The following is a 24,521-nucleotide window of genomic DNA, read 5'->3' on the forward strand; positions in this document are numbered from 1 at the left end:
AGTTAATATCTTTGAAACATAGAGAAAAGCAAATTACCTAAGAATATAATTTCCTAGTACAAACCATCTCTTTTGAAGATTTTAGTTAAGCTTGATGAAATGAGTGAGGTAAAAATTAAGTATCCTCTCTTACATCATGCCTCAAAATCTATAATCTTGAGCAAAAGCTAAAAAATGTTAATGTCTGCCAGTTCTGATTTTCTTGCTCTGTGTCGAGAGCAAATAGCGCTACTAACCCAAGGGCTAGGAGCAACTTTAAGTATTGTGTACTTAACACAAGAATTGGTAGATACTCCTTCTGGCGATGCCAAACTGATTCCTGTGGTGATTTACCCGGAAACAGCATTATTGCTGCCAGGAGAGGAAACTATTGAAGCGACGGCATACAAGCAACTTCAAGTTGGAAATGCATTTATATTACCCAATCATCAAAGAAGGTTATTGACAGCAGGTTCAGAACCTCCAACTTCGTCACGAGAGTCTGAGATACCAGATGCGTCTCAACCCGATCTCAAAGAGGAATACCTACTTAGTGGCAACCAAATTGTTTTACCTTTGATTTATGAGGGTGTGATGATGGGGTTATTAGTGACAGGTAGGAAAGACCGGCTATGGAATGAACACGAACAAAGTCAGATTCAACGGATAGCCCAAACATTAGCGATCGCTTGTATTTTAGATCAGCGGCGAGCATGGTTTGAGCAACAGTTGCGCGAGCAACAAATTCTTCAAGAAAAACAGCGGGATTTGCTAGATAACCTGTTGCATCAGTTTCGTAACCCATTAACGGCGTTACGGACTTTTGGCAAACTGTTATTGAAACGACTACGACCAGCAGATGCTAACCGGGATGTGGCAAATAGTATTGTCAGAGAAAGCGATCGCCTTAAAGAATTACTGCAACAATTTGAACAAGTAATTGACTTGACAGAGGCAGATTTAGCACCACTACATCTACCGGAAGATGGAGTATTTGTAGAAGCAACTATTCAAAAATCCGCTAAACCGCCGCTATTATTGCCGGGAACGGGAGATAAAGCAGTTGACTGCTCCCTAGCAGATATATTAGAACCATTATTAATATCAGCCAAAGCGATCGCCCAAGAGCGAAAGCTAAAACTAATAACTGAAATTCAAGAGAATTCATCCCTAGTACGTGCTAATGTCAAAGCATTACGAGAGGTGTTAACTAATATTATTGATAATGCTTTGAAATACACTCCCAGTGGTGGCAAAATTTTGATTCAAGCAGGGCAAAAAAAAGCTCATTTTCAGGGAATAGTTATTAGTGATAACGGGCCCGGCATTCCACCCCAGGATTTAGAACATCTTGGAGAACGGCATTATCGCGGTGTACAAGCGCAAACAGAAATCCCTGGCACAGGTTTGGGGTTAGCGATCGCTAAACAACTAATAGAGCAAATGCAGGGCGAAATTGAGGTTTTCAGCCCTGCAATCAACTCTAAATTCACTTCACCAAATGCGCCGGGAACTACATTTATTATTTGGTTGCCGGAAGTTGAGAATTAGTCTATTGAAAACAAGTTATCCCGTTTTCCTTTAATGTTTTTACTGAACCGCAGTTGTAGCGATCGCGTCGAGATGTGCGATCGTTTGCGGTGAAAGTTGCAGGTCTGCCGCTTTGATGTTTTCGTGCAGATGACTAATGGATGACGTTCCGGGAATTAACAAGATGTTCGGCGATCTCTGAAGCAGCCATGCCAAGGCGACCTGCATCGGTGTGGCTCCAAGTGATGCTGCGACAGCATCGAGGGCTGATGATTGCAACGGATTGAACCCACCCAGCAGGAAGAACGGCACATAAGCAATTCCCTGCTTTGCGAGGTCGTCAATGAAAGCGTCATCTTCCCGGTGCGCTACGTTGTACTGATTCTGCACGCAGACGATTTCTGCGATCGTTTGCGCCTCTGCCAACTGCGTAGGTGTGACATTGCTCAAACCGAGGTGACGAATTAATCCCTGCTCCTTAAGTTCGGCTAAGGTCGTTAGCGGCTCTGCAAGAGAACCCTCCGATGGCCCGTGAACGTTACCCATCAAGCGGAGATTGACAACATCGATCGCATCGAGTCCGAGGTTACGCAAGTTGTCGTGAATCGCCTCGGTCAGCTCCTGCGGCGACATCGCGGGAACCCACGATCCATCTTCAGGACGACGCGCTCCCACCTTAGTGACGATCGCTAAATCTTCCGGGTAGGGATGCAGTGCTTGTCTGATAATTTGATTCGTGATGTGAGGTCCGTAGAAGTCGCTGGTATCGATATGATTAATGCCAAGGGCGATCGCTTCGCGCAAAACAGCAACGGCTGCATCCACATCTCGCGGCGCACCCATTACATTCGGACCCGCGAGTTGCATGGCACCATAACCTATGCGCTTCACTGTGATTGAAGTGTTCGGCAACGTAAAAGTGCCGCCAAGGTTCGTTTGCTCGGACATATTGCTACTTTCTCCAAAAATTTTTTAGTGATTTAATGAAAGCAATTTTGAGAGTCCATTTCTCATTGATGTTGCTGCGTGCGATCGAAGCCCTCTCCTGGCGATCGATAGATTCCTATCGCTTGTCATTGTTCGTTGCGGCTCGCGAATATTTGCTCATACTCACCGTTCCTTTCAGCAAAGCGATATGCTTTGACACGATTAACAAGGATTTCACCGTGGGGCGGGTTGGGAGTGCTGAGAATCTGCATCACTTCAGCAATAAAGTCAGCCAATGGCATTGCAGCAGGATCGGTCGCCTGACTAGCCCCGCCAAACTCCGTCTGTACATAGGGTGGGGCAAGTTCAAGAACCTCCACGGAGGTTTCCCGAAGTTGAACGCGGAGCGACTGCAACCAAGAGTGCAGAAAAGCCTTGCTCGCGCAATAAGTCGGATATGGACTGATGGGAACGAAAGCCAAGCCAGAGGTGGTGGTGATAATCGTTGAATGCGGTTGCTGTTTGAGAGTCGGGAGGAGTGCTGCCGTCAGGTGAAGTACACCGACAACATTAGTCTGAATTATAGACTGCATCACGGAGAAATCGATCGGATCTGAGGTGAGGTCTTCCGTCTTACCAATTCCGGCATTGTTGATTAGAACATTGAGTTTAGGGAACTGCTCTCGAATGCGGGAAGCAAAGGCTTCGATGTCCGCCGGATCTTGAACGTCAAGTTGAATCCCGTGCATACCGGAGTGAGCGGCGGTGATTTCGTCGAGAAGATGTTGACGGCGACCCGCGATAATAACTTGATTACCGCGTTGATAGAAAGCCTCAGCAAGCCCACGACCGATGCCGCTTGTGCCGCCAGTAATGAGGATGGTGTTGTCCGTGAGATTCATAAGTATATTTTCCTGGAAAGATGTCAAAATTTGTTGAAAGTTAAGTTGTTGTAAAAGCTGAAAATTCAATCAGCGCTTATTCGCCGCTCACACGCAACACGATTTTGCCCAGATAGTGCTGTTTCATCGCATCCTGCGCTTGTGCCGCCTCTGACAGCGCAAATGTCTGCGCGATGTGAACTTGAAACTCACCGATACCGATCAATCGGTTAAGTTCGTCTAACAATATCGGGTCGGCGAAGCCATTTGCCTTCTTGAGTTCCACCCCGTCGGGCGCTTTGGGTTCGGGCATCACGCCATTAGGAAAGGAGACGATCCCACCCTGACGCACTAAACTCAGCGTAGATTGAACTGTATCGCCGCCCACCAGCACCAGCGCCGCATCGAAGCCATCGGGTGCAAAAGTGCGGGCGCGTTGGGCAATGTCGTCGCTGTGTCCGTCTACTGCTTCATCGGCACCCAATTGTTTAGCCAAAGCTACACCGTCTGCACCCGATGCGATCGCGAAAACGTTTGCCCCCATACGTTTAGCCAGTTGCAGCGCGACGTGACCGACGCCACCACTCGCGCCCCATAGCATTAATTTGGTTTCGCTGCTTATCCCCAGCGCCTGCAAATTGTTTAGCGCTGTTATACCAGCAATGGGTAGCCCGCCTGCCATCAGCATATCGAGACCATCGGGCATCAGCGCGACCGTTTTCTCAGATACGACGACGTACTGAGCATAGCTACCGCCCTTGTCGTTCATGAAGCTTTGGGCGTAAACGCGATCGCCAACAGCAAAACGCTCAACGCCGTCGCCAATAGCAACGATCGTGCCTGCACATTCGCCGCCCAGCACACGCGGAAAGTGGACTTCGTTATACACCAGATCGCCTTCACGCTCCATTGCGTCCCAGATGCCAACTCCGGCGATCTCGATGCGAATCAAAACTTCGCCTGCATCTACCATAGGCACGGGTAAGGTGTGCAAAGTCAGCTTGTCAGCATGACCGAACTCGTCCACAGCCATTGCTTTCATTTGTTGCGGAGTATTTTGCATAAATAGGTTCTCCTGCTTATTGCTTCAGTTGTTATTGAGGAGTTCAAAGGCGTAAAACTTTTCAAAGTTTGTTTGGACGGATTGCCATTTCCTCCAAGAAGTTTTTAATTTCAGAAAAGAAATGCGGCATCGTTCTTCGGACTCTTTAAGGTCTTGCTTGAGATACTTTCATCCTACGAATTCGATTCAGCGTTTCCAATGCCTAAAACTCTTCGATCCTTGCCTAATTCTCCAGCATGGATTGCTTGATGACATTTTATAATCGTGTAGGGCATTGAATGAGTCGAGGTACCATGACTTTCGTTATCCCCAATTCTGAGGTAGTTGCAGATCGGTGCGAAGCGCTGGCGGCATTAGTGGCGCGGCACACCGAACCCAATAACAACCTTGTCTATCCAACTGCGATCGCATCATTGAGCTTTTCGCGATCGAATGCGTCATCTGCCATCATTTACCAGGATTATGAACCGCGTCTGGCCATTCTCGTTCAAGGCAAGAAAAACATAGTGCTGGGAGAGGAAACGTATCCCTATGAGATCGGGCAATGTCTTGTTGTCTCAGTCGATCTCCCCATCGGTGGGTGTATTGTTGAGGCGACAAGCGATCGGCCGTATTTGGGATTAAAGCTGACCCTAGACCCAATGCAACTTTGTGAAATGGCTGCTCAAATGAATTTTAGTTCGGCGAAGAAAGAGAACTCCGTCCGAGGCTTATTTGTGAGCAACGCCGATCCCACGTTGCTTGACTGTGCCCTTCGCCTCACTAAGCTCTTAGATACGCCACAGGATATTCCCATGCTGGCACCGATGATGATTCGGGAACTCTACTACCGTCTGCTGATCGGGGAACAAAGTGAAGCTGTGCGTCAAATTGCTACCTCTGGCAGCAGTATGCAGCGAATTGCTGAAGCGATCAAACGGATTAAGTCTAAGTTTACTCAGCCGATGCGAGTCGAGGACTTAGAAAAGCAGGTGAGAATGTCTACTTCATCGTTTCATCAGCACTTCAAACAAGTGACCTCAATGAGTCCACTTCAATATCAAAAGCAGTTAAGACTGTTAGAAGCTCGTCGCTTGATGCTGACGGAAGATTGTGATGCAACCTCTGCTGCTTATCAGGTCGGGTACGAAAGTCCTTCACAGTTCAGCCGGGAATATTCACGCCTGTTCGGTGCGCCACCGATGCGAGACATCGAACGATTACGAACGGCTTGACCGAATAATTACTAATTCGTAATTCGTAATACTTTTATTCTTTCCTCAATCAAAACTTTTCAGTCTACTAAAAGTACCAATCATTGAAATTATTTTTTTAATAATATCTATAAAATTAGTTTTGTCTCACCTCTATAGCGCTATTATCACTCTCATAAATTAATAAACAACGGCATAAAAAACTTGCTTAACTTAAATTTAGTTTCAGGAATTTTCTAAAAGTTTTTAGTTTGATAAAAAAACTAGCGTAAGTACTATATACATACAATATATAGTACTTACGCTATTCTTTCAATTCGGCTTTAAATGTACTAATGACTATCTTAATGAAACCAACAAGTTTTGATTGATGGTCATTTGTAAATCAGTATTTGGGTCAATGGCGATTAAGTCAACACTATTCTTGCCGAAGAACAGACCAACCAACGCACCGATACCAGCACCACCCAAGACTTCTTCTGTGGCAATAGCGCGATCGCCTGTGACAGCAGATACCGCAGTTGCCGCACCTGCGCCCAATACAGTATCCTTGATAATTGAACCAAGACTAGTACCCTTCTTGACGGTTTCAGTTTTGGTAATCACGTCAGAACTAGCATTAAGCTGATACTCTTGACCATTGGTCAAAACTAGTTTCTCGGCAACGAATTGAGAACCGCCTGTAGCAGGTTTGAGTTGACCAACAACTTGGCTCCCAGCAGGAATGACTACAGCTCCGTCTTGCGTTACCACGTTTTGGGATACTGTCAATGTCAAAGGCGATGTTTCATCCTTTGTAACGAGAATTTTTTCTGCCTTGTCATACTTCACAGGAATAGTAGTCCCTTGAGCAATTGTCACTGATGTAGGTGTTGGGGTAGTAGATCCGACAGCCACAACATAAGGCGAGTTAATTGCTGAGGCTTGATTAGAACTAACCAATGCTTGGTAGATAAAAGCTGCTACCTGGGCGCGAGTAGCGGTTGCAGTTGGATTCAGGAAGTTCACATTCGGATAGTTCACCACAATTTTCCTTTCAGTTGCTGCGGCGATCGGGCTACGGGCATAGCTAGCGATGTTAGAGGCATCGTTGAAGTATTGCAGAGTGCTTTCGGTATTACCGCTAGGAGTATATTCCAAACCGTTAGCGAGAGAAACTAAAACCTGTTCGCGGGGAATAGCTTGATTAGGCTCAAAGCGATTACCGGGATAACCAGATAAGAAACCAATGGTATAAGCTTGCTGGATTGCACTGGATGCCCAATAGTTGCTGGGTACATCAGCAAAATTGATTGCTGGCCGTTGCTGTGCTTTTTGGAAAGCTTTGTTAACCATCGCAGCAAATTGAGCGCGTGTCACCGGTTCTTCTGGGCGGAAACTACCATCAGGAAATCCGGCAATTACACCTCGCTGTGACAATTGTTGAATAAATTGTGCTGCCCAATAGTTAGATGAAACATCAGAAAAACTCGTTTGAGCTAAAGATGGTGAAGCTGTAATGAAAGGCGCTACAGTACCGACTGTGACGCTTAAAGCCATGAATGCAGCTGTTCTAGATTGCCAACGATTTAAGTTAAACATTATTTTTTTGCTCCAGTTCTATTATTTTTTTTACTGTTAATTAGTTAGACATTTACTAAAGTACAAGGTTCCTAATTTTTCTGCTTTTTGTCAAAACCATTACTTTAGTCATGCAGTCATCATTAAAACATCTATGCCAAACGAACTAGCTAATAGAACGTGAGTTCGATGAACCTCTCCCCAACCCCTCTCCGAGACGGAGAGGGGCAGAAATATTCTTAGTTGACAACGAAAAAATTAGGGTTTCAAAGCCTCTCGAAGAGTGAGAGAGGGGAATGTAAATGGGATTTTTAGAGCCGTCGAACTCATGTTAATAGAAGTAATATCATCACACTATTCTCTATTAGCAGATTTCCAAAAATATAGATACGGAGTGAGACGATCTAGAGAAATAATAGTTGCTGTTAAATACACAATTTTATAGTTAAAAGTGAAGGCGATCGCACACTCTAGTTAAAGTAGCGATCGCCTATTAAATAACTATCTAAATCAACAGATTCTAATTGTGACTGATACAGGTGTTGAAGTAGTAGATCCGAAGTTAATTGCTGACTCTTAACACAACATAAGGCGAGTTAATTGCTGGGGCTTGATTAGAACTAACCAATGCTTGGTAGATAAAAGCTGCTACCTGGGCGCGAGTGGCGGTTGCAGTTGGATTCAGGGATTTCACGTTCGGATAGTTCACCACAATTTGCTTTTGGGCTGCTGCGGCGATCGGGCTACGGGCATAGTTAGCGATGTTAGAGGCATCGTTGAAGTATTTCAGAGTGCTTTCGGCATTGCCACTGGGACTATATTTCAGACCGTTAGCGAGGGAAACCAAAACCTGCTCGCGGGGAATAGCTTGATTAGGCTCAAAGCGATTTCCAGGATAACCAGATAAGAAACCAATAGTATAAGCTTGCCCAATCGCACTAGATGCCCAATAGTTGCTAGGTACATCAGTAAAATTGATTGCCTGCCGTTGCTGGGCTTTTGGGAAAGCTTTGTCGATCATCGCGGCAAATTGAGCGCGTGTCACCGGTTCTTCAGGGCGGAAGCTACCATCAGGAAATCCAGCAATTACACCTTGCTGAGACAATTGTTGAATAAATTGTGCCGCCCAATAGTTAGATGAAACATCAGAAAAAGCAGTTTGAGTTGAAGATAGCGAGGAGCATCCCACTACGATCTGATTGCCTTGCAAAGGATAATTCACTGGATCGCAAACAAAACCTGCCGAATTAGCCTGTATAACAGTCCGCGTTGACGGATTTTGTTTCTCTAACTCTGATTTCAAATTGTCAGAGATTTTTTCGAGAGTGGGATGCTTACTTAAAAACTCTGAGTCTGCAACAATATCGTGAGGCCCCTTAGCAGTTATCTTAGTGCTATTGAGATAGATATTATAATCATAAACAACGTTTTTGTTTTTAGTGTTGTTATTAATATTTTTGTCAGGAAAAGCATAGAGAATGTTCCTGAGAATTCTGACATCGGATGAGGTATGAGCAAATATTTGCCCTCCATTAATTTCTGGACTCTGATTATTTAAAAAAGCTGTGTTATTTACAATATCAACATGGTCGCTAAAAAATGCATGAATCCCTGAACCACCATTATTAAATGTAAGATTGTTTTTAACTAAAGTACGTCCTTTATATGCGCCCAATTTTGAATTGTCTTGATTTCTTGTACTATCGATAATAATGCCATTACCGTCTGTGATCTTTCCAACTGCAATCCAAGGGATGTACATACGATTGTTGTAGGTCTTGTTGTTGGTAACAAACATCTTGTATCCCTGGTTGTTATCAGAATTCCAATTATTCAACATCGAAATGCCACTGCAACCATAAACGCTGTACCAGGCATTATTAAATACCACATTATTATCTATTGTCACATAGTCTGCTTGAATTGCTGAAATACCTGCTCCTCCACAGTCATGCACTTTGTTGTTCAAAATACGGATGTGATGAACATGACCATTCGTTCGACCATCAATGTTGATACAGTTTCCATTCGTCAGTGGGTTTTGTTTGTTAGTCTTCTGACTCATCGCATAATCAAGGGTTATATTGGGATTGTTTCCCATAACCTCTAACCCGTTGATCTCGATATACGAAGCTTTATTTGAAATCGTGATACCATTCCATGTATTGTGCTGAATTTTTGGGAAATGCCCAGGATATGCTTTATACCTAATCCATGCATTTGCAGTTCCAGAACGTATAATATTTACTACACTCCCAGCTTTGCCTGTATTTGTGTATACTCCGTTCATTATCAATACTGTATCGCCAGGGTTCGTAAGGTCTGCTGCCTTTTGAATTGTTTTAAAGGCAGATGAAGTAGAAAGTCCGCTATTATTGTCGTTTCCACTACCACTAACATAGTATGTTTTCGGTGTTGAATTAGCGCTGATTAGCTCACCGCTAGATAGACTAACTTCCTTGTTAGTGGATACCTGACTGGCGTTTTCAACTAAAGATACTTTTATATTGTCTCCCGGAACCAAAAGACTTAATACTACGGGAATTGCAAGATATGTGCCTAAATTTAAACCTTGAATTACCATAAGAAAAAGCTCCTCGATCGCTACTACTTAATAAAAGTATCAGGATATTCCATAATTTTGAATACTCTTTTAGATACAGAATACAATAAAGCTAATTTTTAAATAAGTATTACAATAAATATCGATATCTATCGAGACGATGCAGAGGTGAAATAGTTGCTGTTCAAGAGAATTTTTTAGGGTTAAAAATAAAGGCGATCGCACATAGTTAAAGTGGCGATCGCATATAAGGGATAATTAAATTCACAACTTGAATGAAGTAAATTTAGTAGCGGGATTGTGGTACTAAATTCAAGTTAGAATTCAGTGTGAGCCTTAAATCCTGTTCAGGTCTGAGGACAAAAGCATCTCTTTCTTTGTTCCGCAAAAGCACACTCGCACCCGCACCTGCAGCCGCACCGAGAACAGGTTTTAAATCGTCAATTCTGCGATTACCAGTAATTAGTGAACCTAAAACACCAGCACCCCCACCAATAGCTGCGTCAGTTAAAACCTGACTGGTGTTGGGCCCCTGTTTAACTCTTTGAGTTGTGGTGTATGTCCGAGAACTTGCGTTAATTGACTGACGTTGGCCATTAGAAAATTCTAATTCTTGAGCGACAAACCTTACGCCTTTTCCTTGGTTATCATTTCTATCTCTGGAATAACCATCTAAATCAACAGGTTCTAGCCGTCCATTTATTTTAGTACCAGCAGGAATTAAGACATTTCTATTTCTATCGATAATGTCATTGGCAATTCTCAAGGTTAGAGATTTACTTTCTCCTGGAGCAATAGTAATTGTCTCTTTTTCGTAGGTTACAGGAAGGTTAACTCCAGAAGGAATAGTAACGTTTCCGTATTGCCCAATTCTGTCTTGGTTAATTCTATATTGTGCATTAGCAGGAGCCAAGCTCAATAGGGGACTAATGACGGTTGTAGTAACGGCCATTGCCATAAGTGCAGCAGTACCAGATTTCCATTGATGTATGCGAGTCATAAGAGGGTTGTCCTTTGTGTATGTGATGTATTTAATGACGAGGATTCACTGAGTTTGTTTCTGACTGTTTTGGAACCTGTCTGTAGGCGTATACAAGTACTTATTCTGATGGGAAGTTTTTGCGATCGCACAGACGTAAACCGTCATAGACATCGCTTCTCAGAAATTTGTATTCTGCTAATGTGCGTTACTAAAATTAAAGATGAAAGGTTTGCAGGACGTAAATGAGTATCATTTTGTTCCAAAATGCTGTTTTATTACTCACGTCCACATATCTAAGCTATTGAATAGAGGCGAATGGGTTGACTGTGAACTCTTACTTCCATTCTAGATTTATTTGCTAATATTTGTGAAGTATTTTCCTTTGTTTAACGAATAATTCACTATACACATCTCATTACTTACTTGATGTTTATCAATTAACTCATATCTTCGATAGGATCTTCTGGTGGAGGATGACGGTTAACTACTTTGTCAGCAGCACGAATATTTACAATTCTTTCTCGATTTAAATTTAGCGCAGCTATTGTTGCTTGACCAGTTTGTGTTAACCCATTAATTTTAAGTTTATCAGCAGACCAAATAAAATGTTCACTCCAGAGACTTTCTCTGGGATTAAATAAAGTAACCTCTAAACCAGATTCAGGATCTACGGCTGTGGTTTTAGCTGATTTTTTGCGGTTACAATGGAAACAAGCTAAAGCCAAATTATCTATAGTATCTTTGCCATTTTGACTTAAGGGAATAACATGATCTACTGTGAATAATACATACTGCCACTTTTCTGAAGCGTGGCAATATTCACACAATTCAGAGGCTCGCTGACGTACTTGTTGCTGAATTGCATTAGGAATTTTACGACTAGCCACTTTTACACGGTCTGATTATTGGGGTTTTGTAAAATATTTCTAGCTAGACGATTGAGAAAACTTAGGTAATCGTCAATTTCTTCGTAGCTATCTAGCTCTTGTTCTTCTTCGGAGTTGAGTGGAGAAATTTGTTGTTTAGCTAGTAAAGCTGCAATGCGATTCTGGACAATGCTAGAAGCTCTAAATATGGGTATTCCCTCTTGCAACTCAATGCTGATTGCACCTTCTAAAGATAAGGTAGCGGGTAGATTTTGAAGGGTTGGTAGCAATGGAGTTGTCATAGTTAATTTTATGAAATCTTGTGAGTGATTATAGCTATTTTATCGCCGGAACCAAGAGCAAAACCAACGCCACAACCGACGCAACCACGCCCAAAAGCCACGGCGAGAAACTACTGGCATTTTTGGTTGAGAAAGACGCTCAATTGCGTTGTTGCAATCTTGCACATTAGTATCGAGTCCCATTGCTTGATATAGTTCACGGGCATTGCGATAAGCACCCAGCGCGTCTGATTCCCGATTGAGGTTTTCTAATGACAGACCTAAATTAAACCATGCGATCGCTTCCCCTCGAATATCGCCTATCTCCCTAGATATTTCCAAAGACTGCTGCAAGAACTCAATCGCCTGTTGGTACTGTCCCAGGGAACGGTAAGCATTGCCCAAATTGTTTAAGGAATTACCTTCGCCATTGCGATCGCCAATTTCCCTAGCGATTTCCAAAGACTGCTGCAAGAACTCAATCGCCTGTTGGTACTGCCCCAAAAAGTTGTAAGCATTACCCAAATTCATTAAAGATAAGCCTTCAGAATTGCGATCGCCGATCTCCCTAAATATTTCCAAAGACTGCTGCAAGAACTCAATCGCCCGTTGGTACTGTCCCAGGGAGTTGTAAGCATTGCCCAAACCGATTAAGGAATTACCTTCGCCATTGCGATCGCCGATCTCCCTAAATATTTCCAAAGACTGCTGCAAGAACTCAATCGCCCGTTGGTACTGTCCCAGGTAGTTGTAAGCATAGCCCAAATTGCCCAAGGAATTACCTTCGCCATTGCGATCGCCTATCTCCTTAGATATTTCTAAAGACTGCTGGTGGAACTCAATCGCCCGTTGGTACTGTCCCAGGTAGTTGTAAGCATTGCCCAAACCGATTAAGGAATTACCTTCGCCATTGCGATCGCCGATCTCCCTAAATATTTCCAAAGACTGCTGCAAGAACTCAATCGCCCGTTGGTACTGTCCCAGGTAGTTGTAAGCATAGCCCAAATTGCCCAAGGAATTACCTTCGCCATTGCGATCGCCGATCTCCCTAAATATTTCCAAAGACTGCTGCAAGAACTCAATCGCCCGTTGGTACTGTCCCAGGTAGTTGTAAGCATAGCCCAAATTGCCCAAGGAATTACCTTCACCATTGCGATCGCCTATCTCCTTAGATATTTCTAAAGACTGCTGCAAGAACTCAATCGCCCGTTGGTACTGTCCCAGGGAGTAGTGAGCATTGCCCAAATTGTTTAAGGAATGACCTTCACCATTGCGATCGCCTATCTCCCTAGATATTTCCAAAGACTGCTGCAAGAACTCAATCGCCCGTTGGTACTGTCCCAGGGAGTAGTGAGCATTGCCCAAACCGATTAAGGAATTACCTTCGCCATTGCGATCGCCTATCTCCCTAGATATTTCTAAAGACTGCTGCAAGAACTCAATCGCCCGTTGGTACTGTCCCAAGGAGTTGTAAGCATTGCCCAAATTGTTTAAGGATTTACCTTCGCCATTGCGATCGCCGATGTCCCTTTTGATTTCCAAAGACTGCTGGTGGAACTCAATCGCCCGTTGGTACTGTCCCAGGGAATTGTAAGCATTGCCCAAATTGCCCAAGGAATTACCCTCGCCATTGCGATCGCCGATGTCCCTAGATATTTCCAAAGACTGCTGGTAGAACTCAATCGCCCGTTGGTACTGTCCCAGGGAGTTGTAAGCATTGCCCAAATTGCCCAAGGAATTACCTTCGCCATTGCGATCGCCGATGTCCCTAGATATTTCCAAAGACTGCTGGTGGAACTCAATCGCCCGTTGGTACTGTCCCAGGGAATTGTAAGCATTGCCTAATAAAATGAGAGCAGCCTGATAATTCCAGTTTTCTCTAGTGCCAATTTCTTGCCATTTACTTACCAATTGCCCATATAATTCTACTTGGTCTGCATAATAACCCCGCAAGGTTAAAAAATCATTGCAAATCCAAATACTATCAAAGGCAGAGTTATAATCTTGCAACTGATAAAAGTGATCGAAGATTTCCAAGTATTCTTTAACATCACCTTTTGTTTTCCAAGGCGGTTGTTTAGCAATTGAGCGATAATAATCTATGGCTTTTTGATGCGCCTCACTCCGATCGCCAGCCTGATACCGCACATATTCCAAAATCAGGGGCTGAAAATCAAATCGCCGCTTACCATTAAGCTTTTCTACCAACAAAGAACGCTTAACCAGATTCCTCAATTCTCCCTCAATCTCTGGTGCTGAACTTCCCGGCAACATAGCCACTGCTGCTGCACTGTCAATCGCACCACGATAAACACTAATATTCAGCAATAACGCCTTTTGTAACTCATTCAACCGATTAAAACTGGCATCCAACACCAACACCATCCCCACATTTTCCCGATGATGGATACCTACTACTTGCGAATCTGTCAACAATTGCCGCAAATTCCCTAAGCCTAAATCTGCTAACCCACTTAAGTCCGGGTCTTGTGAATATTCTGCTTTTAATAAGTCTGCTACCAATCTCAACAGTAAAGGATGCCCATCTACTAATTCCACAAACTGCGTTAAATCTCCCCGAATGCCTAATACAGTTAACAGTGCTATCCCTTCTGTGACTTGCAAACCTTTCAGGGTTAGCCACTCAAAGCCTTTTAATTCTGGTCTTTCCCTGGTGGTGACTATTACCTTACTATTACCGCCATGTTCCACCCATGCTTGGAAAAAGTCGCCGTAAAATAGACTTCCCCACTGTCTATCAGGTTGTAATAAACTCTCCAGGTTGTCAACGATCAGTAAAAATTGCCCAGAACGTAAACATCCAACTAGCGCCTCTACTAACTGCGCTTCTTGTTCTGGAATCGGAAAGCCAAATTCACTGAGGACTTGGCGGGCTAAATCGCTAAAACCTGCCCCATTACTGACATCAGCCCAAAATCTCTTGGGGAAACCCTCAATTTCATCATAAATTTTCGTAGCCAGCATCGATTTACCTGTGCCACCGATGCCTTCTATACCAATTAAAAAGGTATTTTCATCACTTAACCATTGCTGTATTTGGGCGATTTCTGCTGTTCTTCCTTGCCAGTAAGCCAAACTTTTACCGGGATTCCCTGCTTTGAGAACCCCCAGCGATTCTGGTGGAGAGATTTGTTGCAATCGCTCTAGTATTGGTTGTATATCGTCAACAATAAATTTGACTTCTGCTGCATTTAACTGCCCTACCATAGTCACTTTACTGTCACCGTGGGCAGTGGCATTCATTTCAATGTTGTTCGGGTTACTGGCGTTGGGTTCCTCTACCATTGCTTAGAGTAGGTAGAAATTTTGCTTGATATTGTGGCTGTGAACTCGGTCGTTCCTGTTCAGAACTCGGCCGTTCCTGTTTAGAACTCGGCCGTTTCTGTTCAGAACTCGGCCGTTTCTGTTCAGAACTAGACCGTTCCTGTTTAGAACTAGACCGTTTCTGTTTAGAACTCGACCGTTCCTGTTCAGAACTCGGTCGTTCCTGTTTAGAACCCGGCCGTTCCTGTTTAGAACTCGGCCGTTCCTGTTCAGAACTCGAAACATCAAAATTTTTAGCGTGGGCAGTACTCTATCCACCCTATTCAATTAAAAACTTACTTGGTTTGCGTCAATCTTCCCAACTTGCTTCACCGTACTTTGGTCGTAAGCATTAGCACTGACCTGAATATTGTCTCCGGGTTTGTCAGTCGATGTTTGCCAAATCTTAGCTATTTCATCTGCAAGTGCTGTATCCGCTTCTAAAATTTTCTTAAGTTGCACTCGCAAACTTGCTTGTAAATCTTCATCTTCTGGCTTTTGCGCCACATCCGTAGCTGCTTCCTTCGCTGCTTCTTTCGCCTCTACTTTGGGATGTAACTTAGCCCAAATAGCTTTGGCTTTATTCCAAACATCCTCACCTACTTTCTGAGATGCCCCTTCTACAGCTTTATTACCCACATTTAACAGAAATGGCAGACAGGGAGCGAGAAATTTAACGAGTAGAGCTATATCCATTGGTTTATGATGTCTATCTCAGAAATGTACATACATTTTTACTGAGTATATTAACGCTTTTTCCCCTATCACCTTGATTCTTTTACCTTGACGCGAAATTTAGCCCAATCATCTCAATTGTTGTAACCACTCTTCTATGAATGTTTTTCTCTCAGATAAGAGGCGGAAATAACAAGAAACCCGTACAGAAGTTTCATTTTTCTCCGAAGACAGCAAAACTTTTTCATGCAACAAGAAAAATTGACTCAAAAAATTGTAAATTTTTGTAAAATTGATGTCTTCAAGACTAGAAACCTGATATTTAGATAGCTAAACTAACAAACAGTGCATCTGTACTGTTAATAATTAAAAGTAGATGTGGCGCTATAGCGTGAATGATCCCAGTACAACTTATCCTCAAAAACTTCCTCAGTTACCGTGATGCAACTTTAGATTTTGGTGGTTTGCATACGGCTTGTATTTGTGGTTCCAATGGTGCGGGTAAATCTTCTCTTTTAGAAGCAATCACTTGGGCAATTTGGGGTGAAAGCCGCGCCACTGCTGAAGATGATGTCATCTATTCTGGTGCAAAAGAAGTTCGGGTTGATTTTACTTTCAAAAGTAACCAGCAAAAATATCGGGTGATTCGTACCCGAATTCGCGGAGGTACTAGCGTCCTCGAATTTCAAATAGAAATACCATCTGGGTTTCGCTCGCTCACTTGCAAAGGGGTAAGAGCAACCCAAGATTTGATTTTAGAACACATCAAGCTTGATTATGATACATTTATTAATTCTGCCTACTTGCGTCAAGGTCGTGCAGATGAATTCATGCTCAAGCGTCCCACAGAACGTAAAGAAATTTTAGCGGAGTTGTTGAAACTCAATCAGTACGATGATTTGGAAGAACGAGCAAAGGAATCTTCTCGTCAGTTCAAAGCCCAGGCAGTAGAGTTAGAGCGTTCTTTGGAGTCGATAAAAATTCAGCTGCAACAACGCCAGATCACCCAAGCGCAAAGAGTGGAGTTAGAAGCCGAACTCAACCAACTGCAACAGGTGCAAGCTTTTGATAATATTCAATTACAAAGTTTGCAAGTTGTCCAGCACCAGCGCCAAAATTGGGAACAACAACTCAGCTTTATAAAGCAGCAATACCAAAATCTTACCCAAGATTGCGATCGCCTCCAACAAGAACAATCAGCTATTGGCTCTCAGCTAGCAGATTTAGAAAAAATATTACACCAAGAAGCTGAAATTAAAGCTGGATACGCCCAATATCAAAGTCTCCAATCTCAAGAAGAAGCTTTTGCTGTCAAATTTGAAGAACATACCCGCGCTCAACAAAATCGCCAACAAAAGCAACAACAGCTTACTAAACAAATTCACGAAATCGAACGGCAACTGCAACAAGCCCAAGCGCAGCTAGAAGCTTTGCAGCAACAAGAGCGAGATATTCAACAAACTTTAACTAAATCGGGTGAAGTAGAAGCCGCTTTGTCACAACTAGCCGCAGCTCGTCACCATATTGCTCGTTTAGATGAATTGCAAATGCAAGTGACTCCCTTATTGCAACAACGAGCAACTTTACAAAGTCAACTTGATCGCACTCATGCTGGTTTAGTAGCGCGACTCGAACAACTCCAAAGCACTGAGAACCAATTACAACGCCAGCACAGTCGCCAACCGCAACTGCAACAAGCGGTGATGGATGTGGCAATTCAGATTGAGGAACTGGAGAAAAAGCGGGTTTATCTGCAACGAGTCCAAGAAAAAGGGCAAGAAAGGCGGCATTTTATCGAACGTTTGCAAGCTCACCAACGGGATTATGAAAAACTGCTGGGAGAATTAGAGCAGAAATTGCAAATGCTGCAAAATCCTGAAGCACTTTGTCCATTATGCGAGCGTCCTTTAGACGAACATCATTGGAGTCGGGTAGTGGAAAAAACCCAAAGTGAGTTAGAGGATACTCAAGGGCAGTTTTGGGTAGTGCGGGAACAATTAGCTGTGTCTGACAAAGAAATTCAGACACTCAGGCAGGAATATCGGGATATATCCCAACAATTGGCGAGTTACGATGGTTTACGGGAACAACGGGGACAGTTAGCAGCCCAGTTAGAAGCGACAACTGATGTGCAACAACAGTTACAACAAATTGCTGCTGAAAAACAGCATTTAGAGCGATCGCTCCAAGCTGGTGATTACGCTCCCGATAAACAAGCCGAACTCCGACAGCTAGACCAATATCTGCAACAAGTTAATTATAATGAGCAAGACCACGCCCTCGCCCGAAGTGAAGTTGAGCGCTGGCGATGGGCAGAAATTAAACAAGGGCAAATAAAAGATGCAACTAAACGACAAGCGCAACTATTAGCCCGAAAACCAGAACTACAATCCCAAATTGCCCAATTACAAGCCAGAATCCAGCAAGATCAGATTGATTCTGAATGTGCTAAACAAATCGCAGTTCTTGAGCGTCACATTACTGAAATTGGCTACAGTTCCGAGCAGCACAACAATCTGCGTCTGGCTGCAAAAAAAGCTCAATCTTGGCATTTGCGATATCAACACCTGCTATCAGCCCAGCAACAGTATCCGCAACTCCAGACGAGATTGCAAGAGTTAGAGGAGTCTAGAAGCGCCAGAGTAACGGAGCGCCAAAAACTCGGCGGCCAAATCGAAAGTATTATTGGGCAACTACAAGCAACAGCTAATCCATCTGCCCAAATTCAAGCTTTAGAACAGCAGTTAGCAATCCGCAGACGGCAACTCGATGAGCAAATAGCCAAATTGGGGCGTTTAGAACAGTTGGCGCATCAACTGGAAATGCTGCAAATTCAATATGAAGAACAGCAGCAGCAATTACAATCTTGCAAGCGGGAATATCGGGTTTATCAGGAATTAGCGCAAGCTTTTGGTAAAAATGGTATCCAAGCATTGATGATTGAGAACGTGTTGCCGCAACTGGAAGCCGAGACAAATCAACTACTTTCGCGGCTGAGTGGCAATCAGTTTCATGTACAATTTATTACACAAAAAGCTGGGCGTAGTGCTAAATCAACCAAGAAAAATGCCAAACTGATAGACACCTTAGATATTTTAATCGCCGATTCTAGAGGAACACGAGCTTATGAAACTTACTCAGGTGGGGAAGCCTTTAGAATTAACTTTGCCATCCGTTTGGCTTTAGCGAAATTATTAGCGCAACGGGCAGGGGCGGCGTTGCAATTGTTGATTGTAGATGAAGGTTTTGGTACACAAGATGCCGAAGGATGCGATCGCTTGATTGCCGCAATTAATGCGATCGCCTCCGATTTTGCCTGCATTCTCACTGTCACCCACATGCCCCACCTCAAAGAAGCCTTCCAAGCCAGGATTGAAGTGAATAAAACTCAAGAAGGTTCTCAGTTGAGTTTGTCAATTTAATTACGAATTAGTTAATTGTATTTTACCCGCGCATCCAAACCTAATGAGCGGAGCTTTTTCGTTAGTGTTTCTGCTTGGGCGCGATCGCTAAATGCTCCAGCATTCACATAATCCCCTAAATTGGATTGCTCCGCGACAGCATTGGGTATATATTGTTGTACTTTACTCAGAGTATCATTACTGGAAATTGGAATTATTACTCTGTAAGGATTATTAGCAACTAATGTGTTGCCATTGGTAACAGGTACTACATTGTCATTGGCAGGAGGTAATGCATAGGGATTAGTGTTAGCTAATACATAGTTATTATTCTCAGTATAATTGCCCCCAGTTGAACCATTTAACCCCAATGCTTCCCAAGTTTGCCAATCTACATTTCCAGTAGAACTAATTCGAGAATATTGCTGGAATGCAATCACAGATTGTCTAGTGTAATCGTTGAAAAGTCCATCAGGATTAGTATTAGAGAAACCCAACTGCGCCAAACGCTCTTGAACTAATCTGACATTTTCTCCGCGATCGCCTACAGTGAGATAATTTCTACCTGGTTGTTGAATGCTACCTGTAGAGACTCTACGCACTGAGTCCAGAACTTGGGCATTAGCAATGCCATCAACAGGTAATCCATTATTTCGTTGGAATGCAATTACAGCTTCTCTAGTCATTGGGCCAACATTCCCAGTGGCATCAGCATTTAAATAACCTAGCTGCCGCAAACGCACTTGCAGTTCTTTGACTTGTTGAGTGGAAAGACTCGATCTTCCTGGAGTCACAGAAGTACCCATTAGTGCGTTCCAAGTTTGTCGATTCACAATCCCGTTAGCAGTTATGCGATAACTTCGCTGGAATGCAATTACAGCATCTTTAGTAATTCGTCCAAAATTCCCAGTGGGATTAGTATTAAAGTAGCCTAACTGCCGTAGACGCTGTTGTAATCTTGTGACGGCTGCACCAGTTTTGCCTTGAGAAAGAGTAGGATATTGACCAACTGGCGAACGTGATGCGCCACCGATATTTCTATTAGAAATTCTACTTTGACACGCTCGTTGCAAGGCTCGTTGAGTGCTAACACCTACAACTCCATCAGCCGATATTCTATTGGCTCGCTGGAATTTGATTACAGCATTTTGAGTCAAGCTAGCAAACTTACCTGTCATTGGGCCGTTAAAATAGCCTAACTTTTTTAAACATCTCTGGCTACTGCTAACTTCAGGCCCATTACTTCCTATTTTTTGAAGTGCTAAAACTTCTCCAGCAATACTCAGAAGCCCCGTAATCAGAGCCACTGATAAAAAACGCATTGCACCAAAAGTCGATAACTTTTTCCAATTTAAAAATTTAAAATTAACTACGATAGGAACAACCTTGATGCTTTCGGATGCCTCGTAGACTGAGGCAAGCTTGATTAAATGGCTAGCTACCCCTGTTTTCACTTGCTTTTTTAAGTTAATAAATATAAAAAAGTATACCACTTACTAGATGTAAGAATTACTTTTCGTATGATTCTTTACAAGTAAGTGTCCTGAGGAGTGGGGGACAAGGGGACAAGGGAGACAAGGAGATAAATAAAACTCCTAACTCCTAACTCTTAACTCCTAACTCAGCACTATTTTGCCCAATGCCCCATGCCCCATACCCTATACCTATTGCTCATCAACTTTTTCAGTATTACCTGCTTTCACCCAACCTTCTTGTTCGCTATCTTCCAAACGGATCTTTTGCCAAGCTTTATCCTCGCTTTCTGACAAAATAATAATTTTTTGATTAAAAGCAACTCCACCAATCTTTTCAGCTTCTTGATTTGGTTGCGATCGCAAACTCAAGCCTTCAGCCCAACTAACACGTCCTCGGTAAGCTCCCGATGGTAATGGTTTGGATGATGGAGTAGCCTTTGGTGATTCTGTGGGAGTAGAGGTTGGGCTTGCAGACGATTGAGTAGATGTTCCAGGTGTAAGAGCGGGCTTACTTTCTCCAGGCTCAGTTTTTTTAGGAGCTTGGGCTTTCACTGAAGGACTATCATTGGAAAAAATGGGTTTGGCAGGGGCTATGCCAGTACGATTCATAAAATAGAGTGCAATTGCAGCACCGCCACCTATTAGCACAGCGATCGCTAAGAAAAATCCCAGTATAAACTTTGTTAAGCCAGACAACATAATTAAAACCTGATTATCAAGAGTCAAGGGTGTAGGTGAGCCAGTTATGTACGTATTTTCCCCCATTGAGGAGAGTGGTGTTTAACTGGCTCTCAAGGGTTATACCATTTTAGATTTTAGACTTCGGCTACGCTCAGTCGAACGATTTTAGATTTTAGATTGTGAAACATCCATTGGATAAGTGTTTCAGTTTTCCATCTGTCGCAATCATTTTTCAAATTGGTATTACGAGTAGAGAAGCAAATAACCCATCAGTATAAGAATCAATAGTCCATAATAATTCATCATGAACTATTGACTTTTGACTAACTGATTATTGTAGCTATGCTGAATAGACATCTGGTGAAATTAAATATGCGTTATCCAAAATCTTTGTAGAGACGTAAGCACTCCTGCGTCTCTACATTATTTTTGGGTTCACGTAGTGCGCCGGAGGCGTTCGCTCAAAGGATTGTGTTTAGATGCTAAACGCGCTCTTCCAGCAGCAGCCCATTCTTGGAGTTGCTGAATTTGCTCTACGGCAGTTCGTGCTAAGGGTATGATTTGACTAGCTGCTTCTAAAATGTCGTCGGTAGCAAAGTCGCGATTTTGGCTAAATCCAATATGCATCGCTTCAATTAAAGTTTGCTCAATCTCGGCCCCAGAAAAATCAGGGGTTTCATAAGCTAGCCTGTCGATGTCATAACTTTTCAAGTTATGGGGGCGCAGTCGGGATAAATGAACATCATAAATTGCTTTTCTCTCTTCTTGGGTGGGCAAACCCACAAAGAAAATTTCATCAAATCGTCCCTTGCGGAGCATTTCTGGCGGTAAAGCTTGGATGTCGTTGGCGGTGGCGACGACAAACACGGGTGAGCTTTTTTCGGCTAGCCAATTAATAAAAGTGCCAAACACACGGCTGGCTGTTCCGGCATCACCTTTGCTACCAAGCCCTGCAAAGGCTTTATCTATTTCATCAATCCATAAAATACAGGGAGCGAGGGCTTCAGCTACTTGAATCATTTGGCGAGTGCGAGATTCTGATTCGCCCACTAAACCACCAAATAACCTGCCCACATCCAAACGTAGCAGGGGTAAATGCCAATGATGAGCGATCGCTTTTGCCGTTAACGATTTACCAGTTCCCTGAATACCCACCAACATTAAACCACGGGGGTGCGGTAATCCGTACTGTCGCGCTCGATCTGTAAATGAACCTCCCCGCCGAATCAACCAATCTTTCAAGTTATCCAGTCCGCCAATATCAGAAATTTGCTCAGTGGCGGGGTAGAAGTCCAGGATTTGGGTTTGGCGGATAGTTTGGCGCTTTTCTTCCAAAACCAGTTCCATGTCTTCTGGTCGCAATTCTCCGTGGGTTGCGATCGCTTTTGCCAAAACCCGGCGAATCCGTTCCATCGAAAGTCCTTGACAAGAGCGCACCAAATCATCTAAAACTTTTCCAGAAAGGGAGTTACCAGTACTTTGTAGTAAGCGATCTATCTCAGTTTTTATTTCTGAGGCGGCTGGTAAGGGAAACTCGACGACTGTCAGCACTTCCGTTAAGTCATCAGGGATGGCGATGCGTGGCGACAGTAGAACAATATTTTTTGGTTGCGATTTGAGAAGTCTGGACAGATTGCGGAGTTTGCGGGCGATCGCCACATCTTCTAAAAAGCGATGATAATCTCGTAAAATCATTACCGCAGGTGCGGAAGCTGGTAATTTTTCAATAAATTCCAAAGCTTGCAACGGGTTACGTCGCCCAAACCCAACATCATTGGGGTTTCCCTGGTAGCCATCGACAAAATCCCAAGTATACACCGGGCGATTACCCTGGTTGCTTGCTTCTTCCCGGATAGCTGCTTCTACCCGTTCTTCCTCGTATGTAGGAATATAAATCAAGGGGTAGCGGGCACGTAGCAGCAGTTTAAACTCTTCACGGAAGTTCATATATATGTTATTGGTTAGTTTCTCTTGAACGCAATGTACAACTTTCTTGGTTCAGAAAGCCAATGAGTAATTAGCAAGAACAATACAATATTGCTTTTCTCGTTCAGCAAATATGGGACTCGTATTTGATTGCGTGAAAAAACTCAGTATACATTTATTCCTTCTTCCCTATTCCCTATTTTCTCCCTACGCAAATAATTTCTCCAAATCAAAGCGGATTCCTATATGCACAAGTTAAAATAATGCTGTTCTTAAATAGACTGTTAATTTAAAATTAAAAACCTAGTGATTTCTAAAAATCATTAATATTTTTTATAACGTAATCTTGGGAAAATAGGTGATTGAATGTTACTTTAAGCAAGAGCTTGTAAAAATTATGATTGACTTAGTTTTAGTAATTGATCAAATACAACAATTATTGATATCTTTTGGATAGAAATATGAATATCAACTAACTTATACCGAAAGTATTTAATAAAATATAAAATAATAAGCCTGTATAGACAGGCTTAGTTAGCACAGCCGAAGACTTAAGTCTGACGTAATTATCAAATTACTTATCCTGGAAGTTGCTTTTTTAAAGCTTCCAGAGAAGCCCAACGGTTATCAACTGGAGTCTCACGACTATCAGAAGTATCAGGACTATCAACTGTACTACTTACAAGAATACCTGGACAATTGCGATCGCATAATTGGCGCTGCGGTATTGCCAAACACATCTGCTCATACAGCCATTCGTTGGGATAAAAATAACCATCAGGCGGTAAGCTTTCCAGCAAATCTTCCATAACCACTTCCCTTTCTAAGGGCAAGTCATTTGCCTGATTTGCAGTTTCATCTAACCAGATAATTTCCTTCGTATCAACCCCTAAACGGTGATTGTATTGCTGCAAGCAGCGGTTGCACGTACAAGTAATAATTGTTTCTGCCTGAGCTGACACTTCCAGGTAATTGCCATGATGTTGCACGCGCACATGACCGCGAACTGGAGTTAACGTTTCTAGACCAGGCAGAAATTCTTTAACTTGAACTTCCTCTGTTCGCTCCGATGCTCTAGTTAGCTGCGGAATATAAATTGCGTCCATAGGATTTGTGAGACATCCTCACTAAAATTTATCTCGATTATCAGCAATTATACTGATACTGAATCTTTATTTTATCCCTTAATAAAAAGAGAAATTTTGAAATTATAT

16 protein-coding genes and 1 pseudogene are annotated in these 24,521 nt (G+C 43.0%); 3 read left to right on the forward strand and 14 right to left on the reverse strand.

Features of this window, described 5'->3' with window-relative positions; all coding sequences use genetic code 11:
• The first annotated feature begins 174 nt into the window (after window positions 1–174).
• Window positions 175–1,530: a GAF domain-containing sensor histidine kinase gene (locus NSTC731_RS27930; RefSeq protein ID WP_445627802.1), complete on the forward strand. Its 1,356-nt coding sequence runs from the start codon at window positions 175–177 to the stop codon at window positions 1,528–1,530.
• 39 nt (window positions 1,531–1,569) lie between these two features.
• Here NSTC731_RS27930 and NSTC731_RS27935 read toward each other — a convergent pair whose 3' ends face one another.
• The 3 genes from NSTC731_RS27935 to NSTC731_RS27945 form a co-directional block, all read right to left on the reverse strand.
• Window positions 1,570–2,457 carry an aldo/keto reductase family oxidoreductase gene (locus NSTC731_RS27935; protein ID WP_445627803.1) on the reverse strand — a complete coding sequence of 296 codons (888 nt, stop codon included), beginning with the start codon at window positions 2,455–2,457 and terminating at the stop codon, window positions 1,570–1,572.
• A gap of 125 nt (window positions 2,458–2,582) precedes the next feature.
• Window positions 2,583–3,407, reverse strand: a complete 825-nt coding sequence (locus tag NSTC731_RS27940) for an SDR family oxidoreductase (protein WP_445627804.1) — start codon at window positions 3,405–3,407, stop codon at window positions 2,583–2,585.
• A 7-nt stretch (window positions 3,408–3,414) separates the two neighbouring features.
• A complete protein-coding gene (locus NSTC731_RS27945; RefSeq protein ID WP_445627805.1) occupies window positions 3,415–4,380 on the reverse strand; it encodes a quinone oxidoreductase family protein in 966 nt (321 codons plus the stop codon).
• Between the two features lie 278 nt (window positions 4,381–4,658).
• Here NSTC731_RS27945 and NSTC731_RS27950 point away from each other — a divergent pair, with 278 nt between their 5' ends.
• The gene (locus tag NSTC731_RS27950; protein WP_445627806.1) at window positions 4,659–5,594 is read left to right on the forward strand and encodes an AraC family transcriptional regulator; all 936 of its coding nucleotides are present in this window, start codon (window positions 4,659–4,661) and stop codon (window positions 5,592–5,594) included.
• A gap of 318 nt (window positions 5,595–5,912) precedes the next feature.
• On the opposite strand, the gene NSTC731_RS27955 is transcribed toward NSTC731_RS27950, so the two are convergent.
• The 7 genes and pseudogenes from NSTC731_RS27955 to NSTC731_RS27985 all read right to left on the reverse strand — a co-directional run bounded on the left by NSTC731_RS27955 (window position 5,913) and on the right by NSTC731_RS27985 (window position 15,845).
• Window positions 5,913–7,154 carry an S-layer homology domain-containing protein gene (locus tag NSTC731_RS27955; RefSeq protein ID WP_445627807.1) on the reverse strand — a complete coding sequence of 414 codons (1,242 nt, stop codon included), beginning with the start codon at window positions 7,152–7,154 and terminating at the stop codon, window positions 5,913–5,915.
• A gap of 559 nt (window positions 7,155–7,713) precedes the next feature.
• Window positions 7,714–8,343: pseudogene (locus tag NSTC731_RS27960) on the reverse strand (S-layer homology domain-containing protein); the annotation flags it as partial.
• A 1,639-nt stretch (window positions 8,344–9,982) separates the two neighbouring features.
• Entirely contained in the window at window positions 9,983–10,696 is a 714-nt protein-coding gene (locus NSTC731_RS27965) for a conjugal transfer protein TrbI (protein WP_445627808.1), read from the reverse strand.
• Window positions 10,697–11,115: 419 nt separating this feature from the next.
• Complete coding sequence (locus tag NSTC731_RS27970) at window positions 11,116–11,565, reverse strand: HNH endonuclease (RefSeq protein ID WP_445627809.1); 450 nt, start codon at window positions 11,563–11,565, stop codon at window positions 11,116–11,118.
• 2 nt (window positions 11,566–11,567) lie between these two features.
• Window positions 11,568–11,846 carry a hypothetical protein gene (locus tag NSTC731_RS27975; protein ID WP_445627810.1) on the reverse strand — a complete coding sequence of 93 codons (279 nt, stop codon included), beginning with the start codon at window positions 11,844–11,846 and terminating at the stop codon, window positions 11,568–11,570.
• A gap of 39 nt (window positions 11,847–11,885) precedes the next feature.
• Window positions 11,886–15,131, reverse strand: coding sequence for a tetratricopeptide repeat protein (locus NSTC731_RS27980; protein WP_445627811.1), 3,246 nt, complete (start codon window positions 15,129–15,131; stop codon window positions 11,886–11,888).
• A 306-nt stretch (window positions 15,132–15,437) separates the two neighbouring features.
• On the reverse strand, window positions 15,438–15,845 hold the full coding sequence (locus NSTC731_RS27985) for a hypothetical protein (protein WP_445627812.1): 408 nt from the start codon (window positions 15,843–15,845) through the stop codon (window positions 15,438–15,440).
• A 374-nt stretch (window positions 15,846–16,219) separates the two neighbouring features.
• On the opposite strand from NSTC731_RS27985, the gene sbcC reads away from it, so the two are divergent.
• Window positions 16,220–19,246, forward strand: a complete 3,027-nt coding sequence (gene sbcC, locus NSTC731_RS27990; protein WP_445627813.1) for an exonuclease subunit SbcC — start codon at window positions 16,220–16,222, stop codon at window positions 19,244–19,246.
• An 11-nt stretch (window positions 19,247–19,257) separates the two neighbouring features.
• Here sbcC and NSTC731_RS27995 read toward each other — a convergent pair whose 3' ends face one another.
• The 4 genes from NSTC731_RS27995 to NSTC731_RS28010 form a co-directional block, all read right to left on the reverse strand.
• Window positions 19,258–20,679, reverse strand: a complete 1,422-nt coding sequence (locus NSTC731_RS27995; RefSeq protein ID WP_445627814.1) for a peptidoglycan-binding protein — start codon at window positions 20,677–20,679, stop codon at window positions 19,258–19,260.
• Between the two features lie 210 nt (window positions 20,680–20,889).
• On the reverse strand, window positions 20,890–21,399 hold the full coding sequence (locus tag NSTC731_RS28000; protein ID WP_322704527.1) for an SH3 domain-containing protein: 510 nt from the start codon (window positions 21,397–21,399) through the stop codon (window positions 20,890–20,892).
• 417 nt (window positions 21,400–21,816) lie between these two features.
• Window positions 21,817–23,328 carry an AAA family ATPase gene (locus tag NSTC731_RS28005; RefSeq protein WP_445627815.1) on the reverse strand — a complete coding sequence of 504 codons (1,512 nt, stop codon included), beginning with the start codon at window positions 23,326–23,328 and terminating at the stop codon, window positions 21,817–21,819.
• Window positions 23,329–23,885: 557 nt separating this feature from the next.
• Complete coding sequence (locus NSTC731_RS28010) at window positions 23,886–24,413, reverse strand: YceD family protein (RefSeq protein WP_445627816.1); 528 nt, start codon at window positions 24,411–24,413, stop codon at window positions 23,886–23,888.
• Window positions 24,414–24,521 lie beyond the last annotated feature (108 nt).

Source organism: Nostoc sp. DSM 114167 (assembly GCF_052692655.1).